At 63.4% G+C, this 19206-nt stretch carries 19 protein-coding genes; 4 read left to right on the forward strand and 15 right to left on the reverse strand.

What is annotated here, in order from left to right; all coding sequences use genetic code 11:
* Positions 1-92 precede the first annotated feature (92 nt).
* Entirely contained in the window at positions 93-1091 is a 999-nt protein-coding gene (locus IG197_RS21055) for an SIS domain-containing protein (RefSeq protein ID WP_192314802.1), read from the forward strand.
* A 33-nt stretch (positions 1092-1124) separates the two neighbouring features.
* Here the strand turns inward: IG197_RS21055 and IG197_RS21060 are convergent, their stop codons facing one another.
* From IG197_RS21060 to IG197_RS21095, 8 genes are all read right to left on the reverse strand, one after another.
* Positions 1125-2333, reverse strand: a complete 1209-nt coding sequence (locus IG197_RS21060; RefSeq protein WP_192314805.1) for an MFS transporter — start codon at positions 2331-2333, stop codon at positions 1125-1127.
* Between the two features lie 93 nt (positions 2334-2426).
* Positions 2427-3032 carry a TetR/AcrR family transcriptional regulator gene (locus IG197_RS21065; protein ID WP_192314808.1) on the reverse strand — a complete coding sequence of 202 codons (606 nt, stop codon included), beginning with the start codon at positions 3030-3032 and terminating at the stop codon, positions 2427-2429.
* A 121-nt stretch (positions 3033-3153) separates the two neighbouring features.
* Entirely contained in the window at positions 3154-3618 is a 465-nt protein-coding gene (locus tag IG197_RS21070) for an NfeD family protein (protein ID WP_067958367.1), read from the reverse strand.
* A 36-nt stretch (positions 3619-3654) separates the two neighbouring features.
* Positions 3655-4605 carry an SPFH domain-containing protein gene (locus tag IG197_RS21075; RefSeq protein WP_067958370.1) on the reverse strand — a complete coding sequence of 317 codons (951 nt, stop codon included), beginning with the start codon at positions 4603-4605 and terminating at the stop codon, positions 3655-3657.
* Between the two features lie 113 nt (positions 4606-4718).
* A complete protein-coding gene (locus tag IG197_RS21080; protein ID WP_192314811.1) occupies positions 4719-5933 on the reverse strand; it encodes an FAD-binding oxidoreductase in 1215 nt (404 codons plus the stop codon).
* A gap of 65 nt (positions 5934-5998) precedes the next feature.
* Positions 5999-7063, reverse strand: a complete 1065-nt coding sequence (gene hemH / locus IG197_RS21085; protein WP_192314814.1) for a ferrochelatase — start codon at positions 7061-7063, stop codon at positions 5999-6001.
* A gap of 221 nt (positions 7064-7284) precedes the next feature.
* Positions 7285-9249, reverse strand: coding sequence for a 5'-nucleotidase C-terminal domain-containing protein (locus IG197_RS21090; RefSeq protein WP_192314817.1), 1965 nt, complete (start codon positions 9247-9249; stop codon positions 7285-7287).
* Positions 9250-9462: 213 nt separating this feature from the next.
* Positions 9463-9852 carry a hypothetical protein gene (locus IG197_RS21095; RefSeq protein ID WP_067958382.1) on the reverse strand — a complete coding sequence of 130 codons (390 nt, stop codon included), beginning with the start codon at positions 9850-9852 and terminating at the stop codon, positions 9463-9465.
* A 258-nt stretch (positions 9853-10110) separates the two neighbouring features.
* On the opposite strand from IG197_RS21095, the gene IG197_RS21100 reads away from it, so the two are divergent.
* From IG197_RS21100 to IG197_RS21110, 3 genes are read left to right on the forward strand one after another with little or no spacing between them, the layout of a single operon-like run.
* Positions 10111-11547, forward strand: coding sequence for a PTS galactitol transporter subunit IIC (locus IG197_RS21100; RefSeq protein ID WP_067958385.1), 1437 nt, complete (start codon positions 10111-10113; stop codon positions 11545-11547).
* A gap of 57 nt (positions 11548-11604) precedes the next feature.
* Positions 11605-12066, forward strand: a complete 462-nt coding sequence (locus tag IG197_RS21105; RefSeq protein WP_154387488.1) for a PTS sugar transporter subunit IIA — start codon at positions 11605-11607, stop codon at positions 12064-12066.
* Between the two features lie 21 nt (positions 12067-12087).
* Entirely contained in the window at positions 12088-12375 is a 288-nt protein-coding gene (locus IG197_RS21110) for a PTS sugar transporter subunit IIB (RefSeq protein ID WP_067958390.1), read from the forward strand.
* 65 nt (positions 12376-12440) lie between these two features.
* Here the strand turns inward: IG197_RS21110 and IG197_RS21115 are convergent, their stop codons facing one another.
* The 7 genes from IG197_RS21115 to IG197_RS21140 form a co-directional block, all read right to left on the reverse strand.
* Positions 12441-13886 carry a homospermidine synthase gene (locus IG197_RS21115; protein WP_192314820.1) on the reverse strand — a complete coding sequence of 482 codons (1446 nt, stop codon included), beginning with the start codon at positions 13884-13886 and terminating at the stop codon, positions 12441-12443.
* A 139-nt stretch (positions 13887-14025) separates the two neighbouring features.
* On the reverse strand, positions 14026-14943 hold the full coding sequence (locus IG197_RS21120) for a DUF3445 domain-containing protein (protein WP_246765210.1): 918 nt from the start codon (positions 14941-14943) through the stop codon (positions 14026-14028).
* Positions 14940-15239: a type II toxin-antitoxin system RelE/ParE family toxin gene (locus IG197_RS36260; protein WP_067958394.1), complete on the reverse strand. Its 300-nt coding sequence runs from the start codon at positions 15237-15239 to the stop codon at positions 14940-14942. The genes IG197_RS21120 and IG197_RS36260 overlap by 4 nt, the downstream gene beginning before the upstream one ends.
* Entirely contained in the window at positions 15236-15517 is a 282-nt protein-coding gene (locus IG197_RS21125; protein WP_067958397.1) for a CopG family ribbon-helix-helix protein, read from the reverse strand. The genes IG197_RS36260 and IG197_RS21125 overlap by 4 nt, the downstream gene beginning before the upstream one ends.
* A 59-nt stretch (positions 15518-15576) precedes the next feature.
* Positions 15577-16245, reverse strand: a complete 669-nt coding sequence (locus tag IG197_RS21130) for an aminotransferase class IV family protein (RefSeq protein ID WP_192314825.1) — start codon at positions 16243-16245, stop codon at positions 15577-15579.
* Positions 16194-17348 (reverse strand): aminodeoxychorismate synthase component I, encoded by a 1155-nt coding sequence (locus IG197_RS21135; RefSeq protein ID WP_192314828.1) that lies wholly within the window; start codon positions 17346-17348, stop codon positions 16194-16196. Before IG197_RS21135 ends, IG197_RS21130 begins: the two co-directional genes overlap by 52 nt.
* 21 nt (positions 17349-17369) lie before the next feature.
* On the reverse strand, positions 17370-19205 hold the full coding sequence (locus IG197_RS21140) for a M3 family oligoendopeptidase (RefSeq protein WP_067958406.1): 1836 nt from the start codon (positions 19203-19205) through the stop codon (positions 17370-17372).
* Position 19206 lies beyond the last annotated feature (1 nt).

Here is a 19206-nt window from a genome sequence, read left to right on the forward strand (position 1 = left end):
GGTTAACGGAGCGTTTCCCGCACGCCCTGAGAGGCCTCGTTTTGGGCGGATAATCATGGACAGCCGCACGCCGACGCGCTAACGCATGCGCCATGCACGCTGGATCGCTGAAAAAAGAGCCGGACGGGCAGGCGTCGATCGCCTCCGCGCTCCGCACCGTCACCATCGAGCAGGCCGGCATCGCCGCGCTTGTCGCAGCGCTTGAAGGCCCGCTCGCCGAGCCATTCGCCAGGGCTGTCTCGATCCTGGGCCAGCTCAGCGGCCGGGCGATCATCACCGGCGTCGGCAAAAGTGGGCATATCGGCTCCAAGCTGGCGGCGACCTTCGCCTCCACCGGGACTCCGGCCTATTTCGTCCATCCTTCGGAAGCCATTCACGGCGATCTCGGCATGATCACCAGGGAAGACGCGATCGTCGCACTCTCCTGGTCGGGTGAAACAGCAGAGCTCAAGGGTATCGTTGCCTATTCGAGGCGCTTTTCGATCCCGCTGATTGCGCTGACGGCCGGCGATACGTCCGCCTTGGCGCGTCAGGCCGACGTCGTCCTGTCATTGCCCCGGGCGCCGGAAGCCTGTCCGCACGGTCTTGCGCCGACGACCTCGACGCTGCTGCAACTCGTCGTCGGCGACGCCCTGGCCGTGGCTTTGCTCGAGGCGCGCGGCTTCACTGCCGATCATTTCCGCACCTTCCATCCCGGCGGCCAGCTCGGCGCGAGCCTGATGCCGGTCGGCGACCTGATGCACAAGGGCGAGGAAATGCCGATCGTCGCCGTCGGCACCAAGATGCCGGAGGCAGTAAAGACACTGTCCAAGAAGCGTTTCGGTTGCGTCGTTGTCGTCGACGAGCAGGGCCGGCTGGCCGGCATCGTCACCGACGGTGACCTGGCGCGCAATCTCGATCGAAATCTCGCCGAGACCAATGTCGAGGACATCATGACCCGACAGCCCAAGACGGTGCCGCCGCAGATGCTGGCGGGCACTGCGACGGCAATGCTCAACGAGTACAACATCAGCGCCATCCCGGTGGTCGAAGGCGACAAGCCTGTCGGCATCATCCACTTCCACGATCTGCTCCGGGTTGGCGCCGCCTGACCGGCGCCCTGCTGCCAACTGCCTGACGGCCCCCTACTCAGCTTCGTCCGGACCGAGGGCGAGCGCGCCGATGACCGCGCAGGCGGCAAGCATGGCCGCGCATGCCGATAGAACAGCTGTCGGGCCGAACAGATCCAGCGCGGCACCGACAACGAGAGCGGCAAGCGGGGCCGTGACGAGGATCATTCCGATCGATGCGCCGATGACATGGGCGCGCAGGTTCTTCGGCGCACTGGTCTGCAACAGGGTGGTGAAAACAGGCGAGAGCGGGCCGGCGGCGATGCCGAGAACTGCACCTGATGCAATCAGCGTGGGCACCGCGCGGTCGATCACGAGCATGATGACGCCGGCGGCCAGGCCGACGAAGGCGGCAACGAAGACACTGCGCAAGGCGGGCCGACCGCCGATTACGGCCATTGCAAGGTTGACCGCTATCGCACCGGCCGCGGCGGCGGTGAGATAGAGCCCCAATGTCGAAGCCGACTGCCCTTCGGCGCGCAGAATTGCCGGCAGGGCAACATTTTCGAGTGCGACGAAGGTGCCGGTGCCAAGGCTTGCCAGCAGCAGGGCCGTACGCAGGCGGACCGATCCGAAGATGATGCGCATCGCGCCAGCCAGTTCAGTGGACGCGGTTGAGGACATCTGCCGCAGGCGGAACTGGGGCAGGCTGAGCGCGGTCATCAATGCGGTCACGATGTTGAGTGCGGCGATGATCCACAACAGCGTAGAGGTCTCGACGATCGCCACCAGCAAGGCAGCGATCGCCGGCCCGACGATGGCGGCGCCGTTGTCGACAAGGTCGTCGATGGCATTGGCGCGCAGCAGCGGCATGCGCGCCAGACGCGCGATTTCGGGAACGCGGGATTCGATCGCGACGCTGCCGGGGCCGTCGAATATGGCGCCGAGCAAGGCAAGCGCGACGAGTGCACCGATGGTCATCATGCCGAAGCCGTAGAGCAGGGCGGCGGCAATCGACGCTGCGCAGCCGAGCCCGACAGCGATCATGGCGGTCTGGCGGATGCCGAGTCTTTCGGCGACAGGGCCGCCAAACGCACTGCCGAGAATAGCCGGAGCGAGTGTCACGAAGGCGACGATGCCCATCCAACTGGCGCTGCCGGTGAGGTCGTAGACCAGCCAGGGATAGACGATGGCGGTGATTGCATTGCCCAGGCTGAAGAAGATACTGGCCAGCTGCAGCCCGGCAAATGGGGCGCGTGTCCTGGCAAGGCGCAAGGTGTTCATCACAGTTTCGCTGCGAGCCGCAGCATCCTTTGCTGGTTCTGGTTTCCAGGATTTCCGGGGCAAGCCTTGCCGGCCTGTGCCCGTCTGTCTCGCCTATGTCGTTGCTCCCGGCCTGAGAAAGCGGGTCAACAGCAGATGCAATGTTTTCTTTTGCTCGAGCGGCTTGAAGCCGGGGTCGACGGCGACGCGGCCGAACACGCCGTCGATGAGCGCGGAGATCCATTGGGCGCCGTCGGCAGGATCGAGCCCCGGCCCGATCTCGCCGCGCGCGGCGGCATCGCGCAGGATCAGGGCGAGTGCTGTGCGCATTTCGGCGTCATGGGCCGTGACGAGGGCTGCGATCTGCTGGTCGCGCATCGCCTCCGCCGCGATTTCGAGTGCGAGGCTCGAATAGGCCGGGTCGGCGGCCAGTTCGAGCACGATGTCCATGAATTTGAGGATCTCGCCGAACAGGTCCTGGCTGTTGTCGATCTGTGCGAAATAGGCCGCCGTCTCGCGGCGATCCTGCTCGACGATTGCCGCGATGATTGCGTGCTTGGTCGGATAGTAATGGAACAGGTTGCCGGGGCTCATGCCTGCTTCGGCGCAGATTTCCGCGGTCGAGGTGCCGTGAAAACCTTTCCGGGTAAAACAGGTGATCGCCGCAGTCAGGATCTGCTGCTTTTTTGCCTCGAACTTTTCTGGGTCGACCTTGCGCATCCGCGCTCTCATTTATTATTAGATTGATCAATCTAATAATTGAGCGTGGTCATGTGGTCAAGTCAAAGGGATGCTCCAGGGGGCTGGCGAGGTGCCGCTCAAGCGATCAGGAGAGCTTGCCTCAGACCGGCTCCACCACCAGTTCCAGGTCGGTGTCGGCAGCGCCTATGACACGCACCTGCGCGCCGGCGGGCAAATCGGGGCCGGAGACCCGCCAAGTTGTGTCGCCGAGCTTGATGCGGCCCCGGCCTTCCCTGATCGGTTCGGCCAGCGTTGCCGTGCGGCCGATCATCTGGGCGCCACGATTGTTCAGAAGGGGTTGGTCGGATGCCTGTTCGCGGTCGCGAACGAGCTTCTTGCCGACATAGGCGGAGGCAAGCGAGAGCACCAGGAAAATCAGGACCTGCACCTGCCAGGTCCAGAACGCCGCGTCCCAGAGCAGCAGCGACGCCGAGCCGACGATCAGCGCGGCGATGCCGATCCACAGCAGGAATACGCCCGGCGCAAAGATTTCCAGACACAGCAGGATGAAGCCGAGCAGCATCCAGTTCCAGGGACCGAGTTCGGCAACGATGCTTGCGATCATGTGCGGTTCCTCAATTCACCTCGTCCGGTCAGAGGCTCAGCCCTGCTCGGGCGGAATCCTCGGCGGCCGGGAGGCCTGGCGCTGCCCGCCTGCCGTGCCGCCGTCGCGGAAGACTTCCTTGGCGATCTCACCGATACCGCCAAGTGTGCCGATCAGCGACGACGCCTCCATCGGCATCAGGACAAGCTTGCTGTTGTTGGCTGTTCCAACCTTGGCCAGCGCCTCGGTGTACTTCAGCGCGACGAAGTAGTTGATCGCCTGGACGTCGCCCTTGGCGATGGCTTCCGAAACCACCTGGGTAGCGCGTGCCTCGGCCTCGGCGGAGCGTTCACGCGCCTCGGCGTCGCGGAAGGCGGCTTCCTTACGGCCCTCTGCTTCCAGAACCTGCGCCTGCTTCATGCCCTCGGCTTCGAGAATCTGGGCGCGCTTGTTGCGTTCGGCCATCATCTGGCGACCCATCGATTCGATCAGATTCGCCGGCGGATTGATGTCCTTGATCTCGACGCGGGTGATCTTGATGCCCCAGGGGTGTGCGGCTTCGTCGACGACGCGCAGCAGACGCTCGTTGATGGCGTCGCGGTTCGACAGCAGCTCGTCGAGATCCATCGAGCCCATCACGGTGCGGATGTTGGTCATGGTCAGGTTGAGAATGGCGTTCTGCAGGCCGGCGACCTGATAGGCCGCCTGTGGCGCGTTCAACACCTGATAGAAAGCGACGCCGTCGACGGCGACCATCGCATTGTCCTTGGTGATGATCTCTTGCGTCGGCACGTCGAGCACCTGCTCCATCATGTTCATCTTGGCGCCGATGCGGTCGATGAAGGGGATGATCAGGTTGAGGCCGGGCGTCAGCGTCCGGGTGTAACGACCGAAACGCTCGACAGTGTAGTTGTAGCCTTGGGGAATGGTCTTGATGCCGGCGAACAGCACCAGGAGCACGAGAACGACAAGTACCGGGATGACGATATCGAAGCCGCTGAAGCCCATGCGAAACTCCCCCGCAAGTTGAGTGCGCGATTCACAAGTCGCGCCACATGCGTTGAAGACTTAAGGGCGTTTCAGCGGCGATACAACACAGCAAGCCGGAAATGTCGTCCGGCTTAGCGTGGGAAGGCGAACAGGTCGGCGTCGGCATCCCGGTGGCCGGAAATGCCGGCGTTGACGATCTCCGCCGCGATGCGTGAATAGGTGATGCCGTTGCCGCCATAACCCATGGCTGCATGGATGCGCGGGTGGCCGGGAATGGTGCCGATATAGGGCAGGCCGGTCGGCGTGGTCCCGAACGAACCGGCCCAGGCGAATGCCGGTTTGGCATCGAGTCGCGGGAAAAGCCGCTTCAGCTTCGCCGAAATGCGATCCGATTTTTCGGCGATCAGCGCGTCGCGCCGAACCTCATCGGCGAAATCCTCGTCCTCGCCGCCACAGATCACCCGACCGTCCGCCGTCGCGCGCAAGTAAAGATAGGGGTCGGAGGCCTCCCAGATCAGATGCCTGCCCGGCCAAAGCGCCTGCCTTTGTGGTTTTGTTGCGATCGCCCAAGTCGAGATGATCTTGTGGTCGGTGGCGGGTATCGGCTTGGCGACGAGTTCGTAGCCGGTCGCCAGCACGACATGGCCGGCCGTAATCGTCGGGCCTTCTGCCGTCACCACCACCGCCTCTTCGCGTCCGGTCTGGATGGAGACAGCCTCGACGGGGGCGTAGAAGCGTGCCTTGCACTCCAGCGCCCTGTGCAACAGCCCGGCGGTCAGCTTTCTCGGGTCGAGTGCCAGATTGTCGTGGCTCAGGATGGCGCCCTGGCGTCGGATGCCGCACTGGTCTTGCAGTTCGGATGCGGCAAGATAGGTGGCGTGAATGCCGGCAAGGCGCCGGGCTTCTGCCTCGTCGCGCAATGCTGGCGCGTCCAGAACATCGCCGGCAAGATAGAGCGAAGACCTGGTTTCCATGTTGCAACGGATGCCAAGTTCGCCGACGCGCGTCCTGAGGTTCAACACCGCAAGACGCGAACGTCGCCAGGCACGTTCGGCCTGTTCACGGCCGATGCTGCGGGCGAGTTTCGACAGCGGTTGATCGATCTCGAACTGGACGAGTGCGGTGGTCGCCGCAGTCGAGCCGAGGAGCGGTCCGCGCCTGTCGATGCAGACGACAGCATGGCCAGCATCGGTCAGGGCTTCGGCGATCAATGCGCCGCTGATGCCCATGCCGACGATGGCTACGTCGGTCCTGATGTCGCGGGTGAGCTTACCTGTCGGAACGGACGGTGCGCGGTAGGCGTGCCAGACGGGCCGTCCGGTCCTGAGGTCAAGCTTGCGGGTCATAGACGGGCGGATCTCCCTGGCCCGTGGTCAACGCCGCGCACCGATGGAGGTTCCGCCGCCGGCGGTTAGACCCAGCCCATGAGCTCGCGACGCGTGATCGTCTCGATCACCGCCATGCCTTCCGGACTGTCGTTGAGGCAAGGGATGTGGGAAAAATTCTTGCCGCCGGCATGGTGGAAGATCTCGGCGTTTTCGCCGGCGATCTCCTCCAGCGTCTCGATGCAGTCGGACGAGAAGCCGGGGTTGACGATGGCGATCGACTTGACGCCCTCCTTGGCCAGCCGCTCGACGGTCTTGTCGGTGTAAGGCTGCAGCCATTCCTGCGCACCGAAGCGCGACTGGAAGGTGGTCATCAGCTTCTTGTCGCTCATCGCCAGCCGCTCGCGCAGCAGCCGTGTCGTCTTCACGCAATGGCAGTGATAGGGGTCGCCCCTCTCGAAATAGGGCTTCGGGATGCCGTGATAGGAGGCGAGGATGACCTCCGGTTCGAAGTCGAGCTTGGCCAGGTGCTGCTCGATCGAGCGGGCCAGCGCTTCGATATAGACCGGCTCGTCATAATAGGCGGGAACCGTGCGGATCGACGGCATGGCGCGGATCTTCATCAGCGCGCGGAACAGCTGGTCGCTGGCGGTCGCCGTCGTCGTTGCCGAAAACTGCGGATAGAGCGGGAACATGACGATGCGGTCACAGCCCTGGGCGATCAGCTTCTTGACGACGCTCTCGGTCGACGGGTTGCCGTAGCGCATGGCCCAGTCGACGACGACGTCAGGCAGGTCGCTGAGCGCTTCTGCCAGCTTCTCGCCCTGGGCGCGGGTGAAGGTGCGCAACGGCGACTCGTCGCGCTCGGTGTTCCAGATCTTCTTGTAGTTCTCGCCCGACTTCTTCGGCCGGGTGTTGAGCACGATGCCGTAGAGGATCGGATACCACAGCAGCTTCGGCATCTCGATGACGCGCGGGTCGGACAGGAATTCGCGGAGATAGCGCCACATCGACTTCTTGTCGGTGCCGTCGGGCGTGCCGAGATTGACCAGGAGAACGCCGACCTTGCCCTTGCGCACCGCCGGATGACCGTTTGGAAGCGCGCCCAGTGCCTTGGCCGATGTCTCGTCGATTGTGGTCGTCAGGTTCATTCGGTGTCTCCGTTACGCGGGATACCTAATTGAATGGGGTGGGCATTCAATGTCGCGTCTGGCCGCACCCTGCAAGGGAATAGGGCAACAGGGCAGCTGGGGAGTAGGGTTTTATCGCCCAAGTACCTTATTGCTTACTGTCCTATTGCCCGATTCTCCTGCCCGGAATGTAAAAACCCGCCCGGCATGCCGGGCGGGTTTGCTTAAGCAAGTAGCCCTGTTCAGTTTGCCGACGGGATCGAAAGCGTTCCGCCGATATGCAGGTCCTCGGCCTTGGCGTCCGGGTTGGCCGCGGCAATCGCCTGCCACTTGGTCGCGTCCCCGAGATAGGTTTTGGCCAGATCCCAGAAGGTGTCGCCGCGGGCAATGGTGTGCGACTTGCCGGCGGCGGCCGGTGACGCTGCAGCGGGTGCAGTTGCCTCGGCAGGCTTGGCTGGCTCGACTGTCGGCGGCGTGCCGGCGATCTCGCCCGAGGCGCTCGGCAGCGCAGGCGTTGCCGGTGCGGCTTCGGTCGTTGCCGCGGGGGCGGCTTCAGCCGGCTTGGCCGGCTCGGCAGCAGGCGCTGCGGCAACGGTCGCGGCGATCTCGGTGATGCGGCCGTCAAGCTTGGGCGTGAACGGACGGTTCTTGGCGAGATAGTCTGCGACCACCTGTTCGAGGCTCGGACCGTAGTCGTAGGCGTTGGTGGCGTTCGAGGCGAACAGCTTGTAGCCATCGCCGCCTTGGCGGACGTAGTTGTTGGTCGCGACCGTGTAGACCTTGGCTTCGTCGATCGGCTTCCAGGCGCCGCCGTCCATCACCTCGACGGACTTGACGCGGCCGGCATTGGCCGCGACCGACTTGTCGAACGAGTACTTCAGGCCGGAGACCTGCGGGAACTTGCCCTTGCCTTCCTCGATCTCGCTGACGCCTGCCTCAAGCGAGGCGACGATGTCCTTGCCGGAAAGCTGGAAGGTGGCGAGCGTGTTCTGGAACGGCAGCACGGTCAGCACTTCGCCCATGGTGACCACACCCTGGTCGATGGAAGCACGGATGCCGCCGCCGTTCTGGAAGACGATGGTCACGCCCTGGTCCTTGACCCGGTCGAGGATGGCGTCGGAGATCAGGTTGCCCATCTCGCATTCACGGGCGCGGCAGCTTTCGCGGCTGCCGTCGATCATCGCGGTGGTCTCGGCGACCTCCTTGTTCTTCAGTTCCTCGATCGGAGCGCCGAGTTCCTTGATGCGGGCGAGCACGGCCTCGTCTGGCTTGACCGAGTTGTCGAGATAGATCGGGTCGCCCTTGGCTTCCTTGACCACGCCATTGTCGTCGAAGGTCACGGTGAACTCGCCAAGATATTTCGAGTAGGACGCAGCCTGGGTGACCGGCACCTTGTAGCCGTCGGGGTTGTCGATCATCGTCGGGTAGGGCCCTTCGGCCTTGGCGTCGGTGTTCGACAGCAGTGAATGCGAATGGCCGCCGACAACCACGTCGACGCCGGGGATCTTGGCGATCAGTTCCTTGTCGCGGGGATAGCCGACATGGGTCAGCGCGATGATCTTGTTGACGCCTTCGGCCTTCAGCTTCTCGACTTCGGCGGTGATCGTCTTGATGTCGTCTTCGATGGCGATATTGGGACCGGGCGAGGCGACTTCGGGCGTGTCAGTGGTGACGGCGCCGATGATGCCGACCTTCTGGCCGCCGACCTCGAGCACCAGTGACGGCTTGATGCGGTCGCCGACCTTGGACTGGGCATTCGGGTGGACGTTGGCCGAGAGAACCGGGAACTGGATCTTCTCGAGGAAAGGCACCAGCGCTTCTTCGCCGTCGTCGAACTCGTGGTTGCCCACGGTCATGGCGTCGAACTTCATCTGGTTGAGGAATTCGGCTTCAACCGCGCCCTTGTAGGTGGTGTAGAACAGCGAGCCCTGGAAGTTGTCGCCGCCATTGAGCAAGAGAACGTTCTGGCCTTCGAGTTTCTTGCGCTGTTCGGCAATCGCCGTGACCAGGCGCGCGGCACCGCCGATGCACTCGCCTTTGCCCTCTTCTTCGGCGGAGCAGGTCGATTCAAACTTGTTGTTGCTCTCAATGCGGCTGTGCCAGTCATTGATATGCATGATGGTCAACGTATAGTCGGCGAATGACGGCGCGGCGGAATAGCCGAATGCCGAGGCCGACAAAGCCGCAATGGCAGCCAATCTTTTCATGATGAAATCTCCCGAATGACCCCCGCGAGACGTTTAGCGTCTTCGCTTGATCGGAATGTTACACATTCCTTGGCGCCATGTTCACATTCCGAATTTTCGGATGCAAGGGAGAATCGGAAACGAAAAGCCGGCTTACTTGCCGGGCATGGCTTCCGGCCGCGCCGGAAGCCTGAAAGGGGATGCCGTGCCCGCCGAAGCGGGCCTGGAATGCCGTCAGGCGGTACGCCGGGTCAGGGTGAATTGCTGGCCGGCCGAGCTGGTGCAGTTGAGCTGGTTGGCCGAGATCAGCAGGCAGTTGAAGCTGATCGGCGACTGGCGGATCAGCGACGTGCCGTTGATCTGGACCGAGTTGGCGCCAGTCAGGATGTAGGTACCATCCGAGAGCTTCTGGCCGGTGTCGGTCGCGACCGTCTGGAACGAGCCGGCGGCAAAGGTGGAGAGCCCAGTGCCCTTGGCGTCGAGCCAGGCACCTTCCACACCCGTCGGCGCTGGCCTCACGCCACCGCCGCCCGAAGATCCGCCGCCGCTGGTCGAACAGCCGGCAATGGCGGCCGCAAGCAAGGCAAGCACTCCGGCCGAAGCAATTTTGCGCGAAGTCGTCATGAAAGAATCCTCTCCTCAGTCCGCAGCCTTCAATCGCCCGATTTTGCTTTCAAGGCAAGGCTTTGCCGGCCGACATCGTCGGTCGGGCAATTGCGAATTGACTGCGACTGTGGCCGATTTGCCCGCCCGTTGGGCCGTCGGGACCGCATGGGTAGATTGACAGTTTTTGTAAACGATGCAACTTTCGTATGCCGTAAAACACAAATGTTCTAGGCAAGGGATGTGCTTGGAGCAACTTAGACGCCTTGGGGAGGCAACATGGATTCGTTTCTGACCGGCCTGAAAGCGGCCGTGGACACGCTTGGAGCAACGGTACTGTTGCCCATCGTCATTTTCATCATCGCTGTGGTTCTCGGCGCCAAGGTGGGCAAGGCGTTCCGCGCCGCCATCACCATCGGTGTCGCCTTCATCGGCATCAACCTGGTGCTTGGGCTGATGCTCGGCTCGATCGGCGACGTCGCCAAGGCGATCGTCACCAACACCGGCATCCAGCGCGACATCGTCGATGTCGGCTGGCCGTCGGCTGCCGCCATTGCCTTCGGTTCGTCGGTCGGCCTGTGGGTCATTCCGATCGGTATTGCCGTCAACATCGCGCTGCTGCTTTTGCGACTGACGCGCACGCTCAACGTCGACGTCTGGAATTTCTGGCACTTTGCCTTCGTCGGTTCGCTGGCCACCGCCGCTACCGGCAGCCTCGGCTACGGCCTGGCGGTCGCAGCGCTCGTCGCAGCGCTTGCGCTGCTGTTCGCCGACTGGTCGGCACGCGCGGTGCAGCAGTTCTACGGCATTCCCGGTGTGTCGGTGCCGCATCTGGCCTCGGCGCAGATCCTGCCCATCGCCATCGTGCTGAACTGGATCATGGACCGCATTCCTGGCATCAACAGGATCAATATCTCGACCGAGACCATCGAGAAGCGCTTCGGCGTGTTCGGTGAGCCGGTCGTGCTCGGCCTGATCATCGGCCTCGTGCTTGGTGTGATCGCCTACTACAACGCCGGCGATTTCGGCACCGTGCTGTCCAAGGTGCTGACGACGGGCATGACGCTGGCTGCTGTGATGCTGCTTCTGCCGCGCATGGTGAAGGTGCTGATGGAAGGCCTGCTGCCAGTTTCGGACGCCGCCCAGGAATTCGTCCGCAAGCGCACCGGTGACCGTGAGCTGCTCGTCGGCCTCGACTCGGCGATCCTGATCGGTCACCCCGCCGCCATCTCGTCGTCGCTGATCCTGGTACCGATCGCCATCGTGCTGTCGGTCATCCTGCCCGGCAACCGCGTCATCCTGTTCGCCGATCTTGCAGTCATTCCGTTCATTGTCGCCATGACCGCGCCGCTGCTCAAGGGCAACGTCTTCCGCATGGTCATCGTCGGCACCGTCACGCTGGCGCTCGGCTTCTACGTCGCCAACGCGCTGGCGCCGCTGTTCACTAGTGCTGCCGTCTCGTCGGGCTTCCAGATGCCGGCCAATGCGGTGCAGATCACCTCTGTCGTCGACGGCTTCCTGTGGATCCCCTACGTGATCATCGAAGCGATCCAGGGCCTCGCCATCGCCGGCCTGGTTCTGCTCGCGGCGGTGATTGCCCTGCTGTTCGTCCTCTACCGCCGCAACAGCGCGGCATGGGAGCGCGCGGCGGGCGCCGAGGACGAAGCCGAGCAGGCAGCCCCTGCCGTCCGCGCCAAGGCTTCGGCACACGCCTGACATCGAAAACCCGGACCGGCGGCGCGTGCCGCCGGTTTTGGACACTGGAGTAGTTGAATGGCGCGAGCCCTGATGAACTTTCTCGATCCCCAAGCCATTGCCCTGGGGGTCGAGGCACAAGACAACGAAGCGGTCATCCGCCTGCTGGCCGGCAAGCTCGAGGCGCTCGGCTATGTCCGGCCATCCTATGCGGGCGCCGTGGTAAAGCGCGAGGCGACGATGCCGACCGGCCTGCCGCTCGGCTACGCCCTCAATGTCGCCATTCCGCACACCGACCCGGAGCATGTCCTGAAACCGGGGATCGCGCTGGCCGTGCTGCGAAAGCCGGTGGACTTCGCCAACATGGAAGATCCCGACGAGGCGGTGCCGGTCGGCTACGTGTTCCTGCTTGCCATCAACGACAAGGACAAGCAGATAGATATGCTTCAGGAAATCATGGACACCATCCAGAGCGAGGCGGCACTTGCCAGCCTCAGCAACGCCAGGTCGATCGAAGACATCGGCGCAGTGCTCGGCTAGCCATAGGAAGGGATTTACTCGATGGCCAAACAGAAGACCGTTCTCTTTGCCTGTGGCACCGGCGTCGCCACCTCGACGGCGGTCAACGCCACCGTCACCGAAGCCATGAAATCGCGCGGGCTGATCTTCAACGCCATGCAGTGCAAGGCGACCGAAGTGCCGAGCCTCGCCGACAATGTCGACCTCATCGTGTCGACCACGCCCATTTCGGCGTCGGTGACTGTCCCTGTCATCAAGGGGCTCGCCTTCCTGACCGGCATCGGCAAGGACAAGGCGCTCGACGACATCGAGGCCGAGCTGCGCAAGTAGCTCCACCTCCGCGAGCAAGCAAAAAGGGCGCCTCGCGGCGCCCTTTTCGTTTTCCGGCAACGCGTTCAGCGGACCAGGATGTTGCGGAACTGCCAGGGGTCTTCCTTGTCGAGATCCTCCTCGAACAGGCCGGGGCGGCCTTCAAGCGGCGTCCAGTCGGTGTAGTAGCCGTTGACCGGTCCGAGATACTGCTTCTGCACGTCGAGGCAACGCTTGTAGTCGACGTCGTCGGCTTCGACGATGCCGGCTTCCGGGTTTTCGAGCGCCCAGACCATGCCGGCGAGCACGGCTGACGAGACCTGCAGGCCAGTGGCATTCTGGTAAGGCGCAAGCTTGCGCGCCTGTTCGAGCGTCAGCTGCGAGCCGTACCAGTAGGCATTCTTGTCGTGGCCGTAGAGCAGCACGCCGAGTTCGTCCGAGCCGTCGACAAGTTCGTTTTCGTCAAGCACGTGATGGACGGGCTGTGCCTTGCCGGCTGCGCCGAACATCTCGTGCAGCGACAGCACCGCGTCGTTGCAGGGATGGTAGGCGTAGTGGCAGGTCGGGCGGTAGGTCACCTTGCCCTTCTTCGAGCGCACGGTGAAGAAGTCGGAGATCGAGATCGCCTCGTTGTGGGTGACCAGGAAACCGTATTGCGGGCCGGGTGTCGGGCACCAGGTGCGAACGCGGGTGTTGGCGCCGGGCTGCTCGAGATAGATCGCCGCCTTGTTGCCCTTCTTGAACTTCTTGGCGTTCTTGGGCTTCCAGGTCTCGTGGGTGCCCCAGCCGAGCTCTGCCGGCTGCAAACCTTCCGAAATGAAGCCTTCGACCGACCAGGTGTTCCAGAACACGTTCATCGGCTTGGGATTCTTGGTGCGCTGGGTGTCGCGCTCGGCGATGTGGATGCCCTTGACGCCGGCCTTCTTCATCAGCGCGGCCCAACCGTCACGGTCGTTGGTCGCCGGTTCCTCGAAGTCGAGGCCGAGATCCCTGGACAGGTTGACCAGCGCCTGCTTGACGAACCACGAGACCATGCCGGGATTGGCGCCGCAGGTCGAAACGGCTGTCGTTCCGCCCGGGTGCTTGCGCCGCTCTTCAAGCAGCGTCTCGCGCAGCGCGTAGTTGGTGCGCTCGCCATTGTCGGCGCTGTTGTCGAAGTAGAAGCCGAGCCACGGCTCGATGACGGTGTCGACGTAGAGCGTGCCGAGCTTGCGGCACAGATGCATGAGCTCCACGGAACCGGTGTCGACCGAGAGGTTGACACAGAAGCCCTGGCCACCGCCATTGGTCAGCAGCGGCGTCAAAAGCGCCTTGAAATTGTCCTTGGTTACCGCCTCCTGGATGAATTTGATGCCACGCTCATCCGCGAGTTTTCGGTTTTCGTCGCTGGGATCGATAATCACCATGCGCGACTTGTCGAACTTGAAATGGCGTTCAATGAGGGGGAGCGTTCCGCGGCCGATCGAACCAAAGCCGATCATCACAACAGGACCAGTAATCTCACCGTAAACGGGCCATTTTTCATTCGCCATTTTTTATGGCACTCCTTCTCACACTACCAGAGCCGGGCCCCGATTGACCCGGCTTCAACGGCTAAACCATACATGCTTGTCACAATAAAGCGAATCCAGTTCCCACATCCTGTAGGAACCGGACGTTATGCCGCTATTCTTAGCCGGCGGAGGCGATGCCGTTGAGGAAACCGACCAACCTGTCGCGGTCGGCGGTCAGGCCCTTGTAGTCGAGCTGATCCCGGTCGAGGCTCATCAGTTGTCCGGCGAAAGACGGGGCCAGTTGGGCCCTGTCGGGATTGCGCGCAAGCACCGCCAGCGGGTCGAGATAGATGCGGATGGTGAAAAGGATATCACTTGAGATGGGCAGCTTGCGCAGGGTCTGGCGTTCGACGCGGATGAAGGCGTGGGCGGCGACGTCGGCACAGGGAAAGGTCGAATCCGTTTCCGCCGAGCGGGCTAAACGCTGACGATCGGACAGCGGGTGATAGAGCTCGCCATTGGCCTGAACCGACCAGTTGAAGCGCTCGACCAAGACCGCGAGCTTGTCGAACATGCGGGCGATCAGCTCGTTCATGCGAGTGCCCGGCCCGAATCCGGGGACGGGGCCGTGAATGTCGTGGATCGCCTTGCCGAACTTCTCGGTCAGCCGCCACGACGAGGGAAAGCACAGCGAACCGGCGGCCAGCCTCCAGCCATTTTCACCCTGCCGCATCAGGATCAGGTCTTCCTGGACGAGTTTTGACGCGGCAATCAACGGGTTGTCGCCAGCGTTGGTGACGTCGACGGAGCGGCCGGAGCCTGCGATCACACAGCGCCCGCCTTCGAGGCGATAGGTCTCCGGATAGCGCTCGACCAAGTGCGCGACCAGAAGGTCAAGCACCTCCTGCTGGGCCGCACGCGTCTCAGGCTCGGCGACGAAGACCTTGTCGGGGATCTCGGCGTAGAGCCGGTCCTTCTCCGCGAGATAGGCTTCGAGATGCTCGTCCAGCTCGATCCAGTCGCGCGCTTCGGCCTGTTTCAGTCCGATGGCGAAAGGTTTGGAGGTGCCGTCGTAAGGCGTATGCGCAGGGATCACAGGGTGGTCGGCCACTGCGGCGGGCGATTGCGCCTGGTGTGGTAGACACGCAGCACTTCTATGTTGCCGTCCTTGACGCGGTACGGAATGAAGTAGGGCAGGTCGGGCACCGCACATTCGCGTACGGACTCGCGACCGGCGGTCGGGCGCCCGATGTCGGGCCGCTCCTCGATCAGCCGCAGCGCCTTGATGATGCGCTCGCCGACCTTCTGCGCCATTTCTGGGTCATCAGCGGCAATGGTCGTGCGGAGCTCGGCGAGATAACGGACGGCGCGGGGAAGGATGCGTAGCGTCATGTCTCGGCGGCGCCTGCTTCTGGAGCTGGCAGTTCACTCTCGGATCCCCATGACGCCAGCCAATCCGTCACGGTTTCTCCCAGCACGAATGTGCCTTCGTCGGCCTCGCGTTCGGCCTCGCGCACGCTGGCGAGATAGGCCTGCTGGTCTCCGACATAAGCGGCCACTGCTTCCTTGATGATGAAGGCGCGCGAACGTCTCGTCAGCGTTGCATAATCGTCTACTTCGCAGCGCAGATCGTCGGGCAGGCTGATAGAGAATTTGGATTCGCTGGCCATGTTCAGGCTCTACAAATGCACCTGGGAACAATGTAGTCGACTATCGCGGTGAGTCAAACCTAACCTCGCACCAGCTTTGCCGGTATCAACCCGCGTAGCGAATTCCCGACCCATAGTCTTGATGCCCCGCCAAGGTCATCTAAGCTCAAAATGGTCTCGACGGCTTCGCCGCGCTCAAGCATTTCGCCGCGCAAAACCCCGGCAAGCAGGCCGCAAGCAAGTGCAGGCGTCCTGAGTGGTCCACCCTCGCCAAGATCAACAAAGATGCTGGTGATGGTGCCTTCGCAGACGTTTCCCGCCTGGTTGAGCAGGATCATCTCGTCGGCTTTTTCGCGGGAAAACTCGGCGCGGGCACGGTCATAGGCTTCGCGGCGCGTGGTCTTGTGGCGCAGCAGCAGATTTGAGCTGTCGAGACGAGTCGCAGCGATGCGTATCGTCCACATGGCATCAGGCGCAAGCGCTGCGAATGGCTGGGTGGTGACGTCTGTGCTGCCGTCGGCGGCAAGGGCGAGCCGGACCCGCAAGGCAGCGTCGCCGGTGGCTGCACGTTTCAGGTTTTGCCCGACAATTTCGCGGTCGAAGCCGAAGCCAAGGGCTCGCGCTGAAGCTTCGAGCCGGCCGAGGTGCAGATCGCCGCGGAGGAAACCGCCAGCCGGCTCCCAGCGCATCGTCTCGATCAGGTCGAAGCCGGAACCGTGCCCGTGGCGAAGCGTGCTTTCAGAAGACATTCCGCATACTCCGCTTCCGCAGTCGAATCGAACACCACGCCGCCGCCGACATTGTAGACGGCCTCGCCGTCCTCATGCAGCGTGATGGTGCGGATCGCCACCGAAAAGCGCATCGTGCCGCCGGGCGCTATCCAGCCGATGGCGCCGCAATAGACGTCACGTGGGGTGCTCTCCAGTTCGCGCAGGATTTCCATCGCGCGGATTTTCGGAGCTCCGGTGATCGAGCCACACGGAAACAGAGCCGCGAAGACCTGCTCGATGCTGAGATCGGGCAACAGCTTCGCCCGCACGGTGCTGACCATCTGGTGCACCGTCGGGTAGCTCTCGATGCGAAACAGCTCGGGAACGTCGAGTGTACCGACTTCGCTGATCAGCGAGATGTCGTTGCGCAGCAGATCGACGATCATGCGGTTTTCCGCCTGGTTCTTCTCGTCGTTGTGCAGGAATTCCCTGAGGGCGGCATCCTCTTCCGGCGTCTTGCCGCGCGGAGCGGTGCCTTTCATCGGATGGGTCTCTATCCAGCCGTCGCTGTCGATCTCGAAGAAAAGTTCGGGCGAGCGCGACAGCACCGTGGGGCCGCCGAGCGAGACCAGCGCGCCATATTTCACCGGCTGCCGGGCAATCAAGGCGTCGAAGGCGTCTAGCGGGGTGCCCGACCACTGCGCCTGGACCGGAAAGGTCAGGTTGGCCTGGTAGCAGTCGCCCTGGCGCAGGTGCTGGTGCAGCTTGTTGAAGCGGCGCTCATAGTCCGCTTCCGACCATGTCGCCCGTGCATCGAAGATCGGCCCGTTGGTGACGGCCGCGCGCGATGCCGGACGGTCGTTGTCCGACGGCTGGTCGAACACGCCGAGGCAGACCAGCGGCGCGCGTCGGCTCCCGGGAAGCAGCGGCCGCAGCTTCGGTTCGAGCAGGTAGCCGGCCTCGTAGGAGAAGTAGCCGGCGAGCCACTTGCCCTGTTCGTGCGCCTTCTGGGCTGCCTGCAATGCCGGGAAAAAATCCGCAGCGTCCTGGGCAACGATGATCTCGCGCGGTGCCTCGAACAGCACCTCGCGGCCGGCGGGGTCGTCCCTGAACAGGACGAAGGGGGAGTGGGGACCAGTCATGACAGTTGCCTGGGGACGCGATCAGTCCAGCGCTTCCAGTTCGTCGATGAGGCTGCTGATGACGGCAAGCCCCTTCTGCCAGAAGGCGGGATCGGTGGCGTCGAGCCCGAACGGTTTCAGCAGCTCCGAATGATGCTTGGTGCCGCCGGCGCGCAGCATCTCGAAATACTTGTCCTGAAAGCCGCGCTCGGCATTCTGGTAGACGGCATAGAGCGAATTCACCAGGCAGTCGCCGAAGGCATAGGCATAGACGTAGAAGGGCGAGTGGATGAAGTGCGGGATGTAGGACCAGAACACCTCGTAGCCTTCGCGCAGCTTGATCGCCGGCCCCAGGCTCTCGGCCTGAACCTCGAGCCAGAACTGGCCGAGCTGGTCCGAGGTCAGCTCGCCGTTCTTGCGTTCGGAATGGACCTTGCGCTCGAATTCGTAGAAGGCGATCTGGCGCACGACCGTATTGATCATGTCCTCGACCTTCTGCGCCAGCATCGCCTTGCGCTCGCGCTTGTCCGTGGTGCGGTCGAGCAGCGAGCGGAAAGTCAGCATCTCGCCGAACACGCTTGCCGTTTCGGCAAGCGTCAGCGGCGTCGAGGCCATCAGGGCGCCCTGGCCGGCTGCAAGGACCTGGTGCACGCCGTGGCCGAGTTCGTGGGCAAGGGTCATCACGTCGCGCGGCTTGCCCATGTAGTTGAGCAGCACGTAGGGGTGCGCCGACGGCACCGTCGGGTGGGCAAAGGCGCCCGGCGCCTTGCCGGGGCGGACCGGGGCGTCGATCCAGCGGCGGTCGAAGAAGTCACGCGCGATTTCGGCCATTTCGGGCGAGAAGCGCTGGTAGGCGGTCAGCACCGTATCCTTGGCGTCGTCCCAGCCGATCGTCGCCTGCGGCGTCTCGGGCAGCGGCGCGTTGCGGTCCCAGTGGTTCATCACCTCCATGCCGAGCCACTTGGCCTTCATCTTGTAGTAGCGATGCGACAGGCGCGGGTAGGCGGCGCGGACGGCTGCCGCGAGCGCGTCGACGACCTCGCGCTCGACGCGGTTGGCGAGGTGGCGCGAGTCGGCGATGTCCTCGAAGCCGCGCCAGCGGTCGGAGATTTCCTTGTCCTTGGACAAAGTGTTGGTGATCAGCGTAAAGACGCGCTGATTCTTGCGGAAGGTCGCGGCAAGCGCGTCCGATGCCGCCTTGCGAACCTCGCCATCGGGATCCTGGAGCATGTTCAGCGCCGGCTCGAGCGCCAGCTCCTCGCCACCGATGTTGAAGCGCAGGTCGGTCATGGTCTCGTCGAACAGCCGGTTCCAGGCGCCGCGCCCGGTGATCGACTTTTCATGGAACAGCTGCTCGACGCGGTCTTCGAGTTGGTAGGGCTTGTCCTTGCGGAGGTCGAGCACCCAGGGACGGTAATGGCCGAAAGCCGGGTCGGCATCGAGCGCCTTGAGGATGAGGTCGTCATCGACCAGGTTCAGCTCGAGCGCGAAGAACAGAAGATGCGCGCTGGCATCCGTCATCTTTTCCTGCACGTCGCCATAGAGCTTCGAGCGCTTGGGGTCGGAGGTGTCGCCGGCATAGACGAGCCCGGCGTAGGAAACGACGCGGCCGACCAGCTCTTCCAGCGCCTCATAGGTGCGCATCGCCTCGCCGAGCTTGCCGGCGCCCCCGCGCCCGGCCTCGATGGCAAGCGTACCTTTCCAGCGCGCCTCGAAGGCAACGGCATCGGCCGAGGCTTTCTCGAGGTCGCGGGCAAGCTCCGGCGCGTCCATGCTGGAATAGAGGTCGGCAAGGTTCCATTCGGGCAGTTCGCCCAGCCCTGCCGCGCTCCCGGCGGAGGCAGTGGCCGACATCTGTTGCCCGGAATTCCAACGCATT

Origin of the sequence: Aminobacter sp. SR38 (assembly GCF_014843375.1) — a bacterium.
Lineage (GTDB): Bacteria > Pseudomonadota > Alphaproteobacteria > Rhizobiales > Rhizobiaceae > Aminobacter > Aminobacter ciceronei.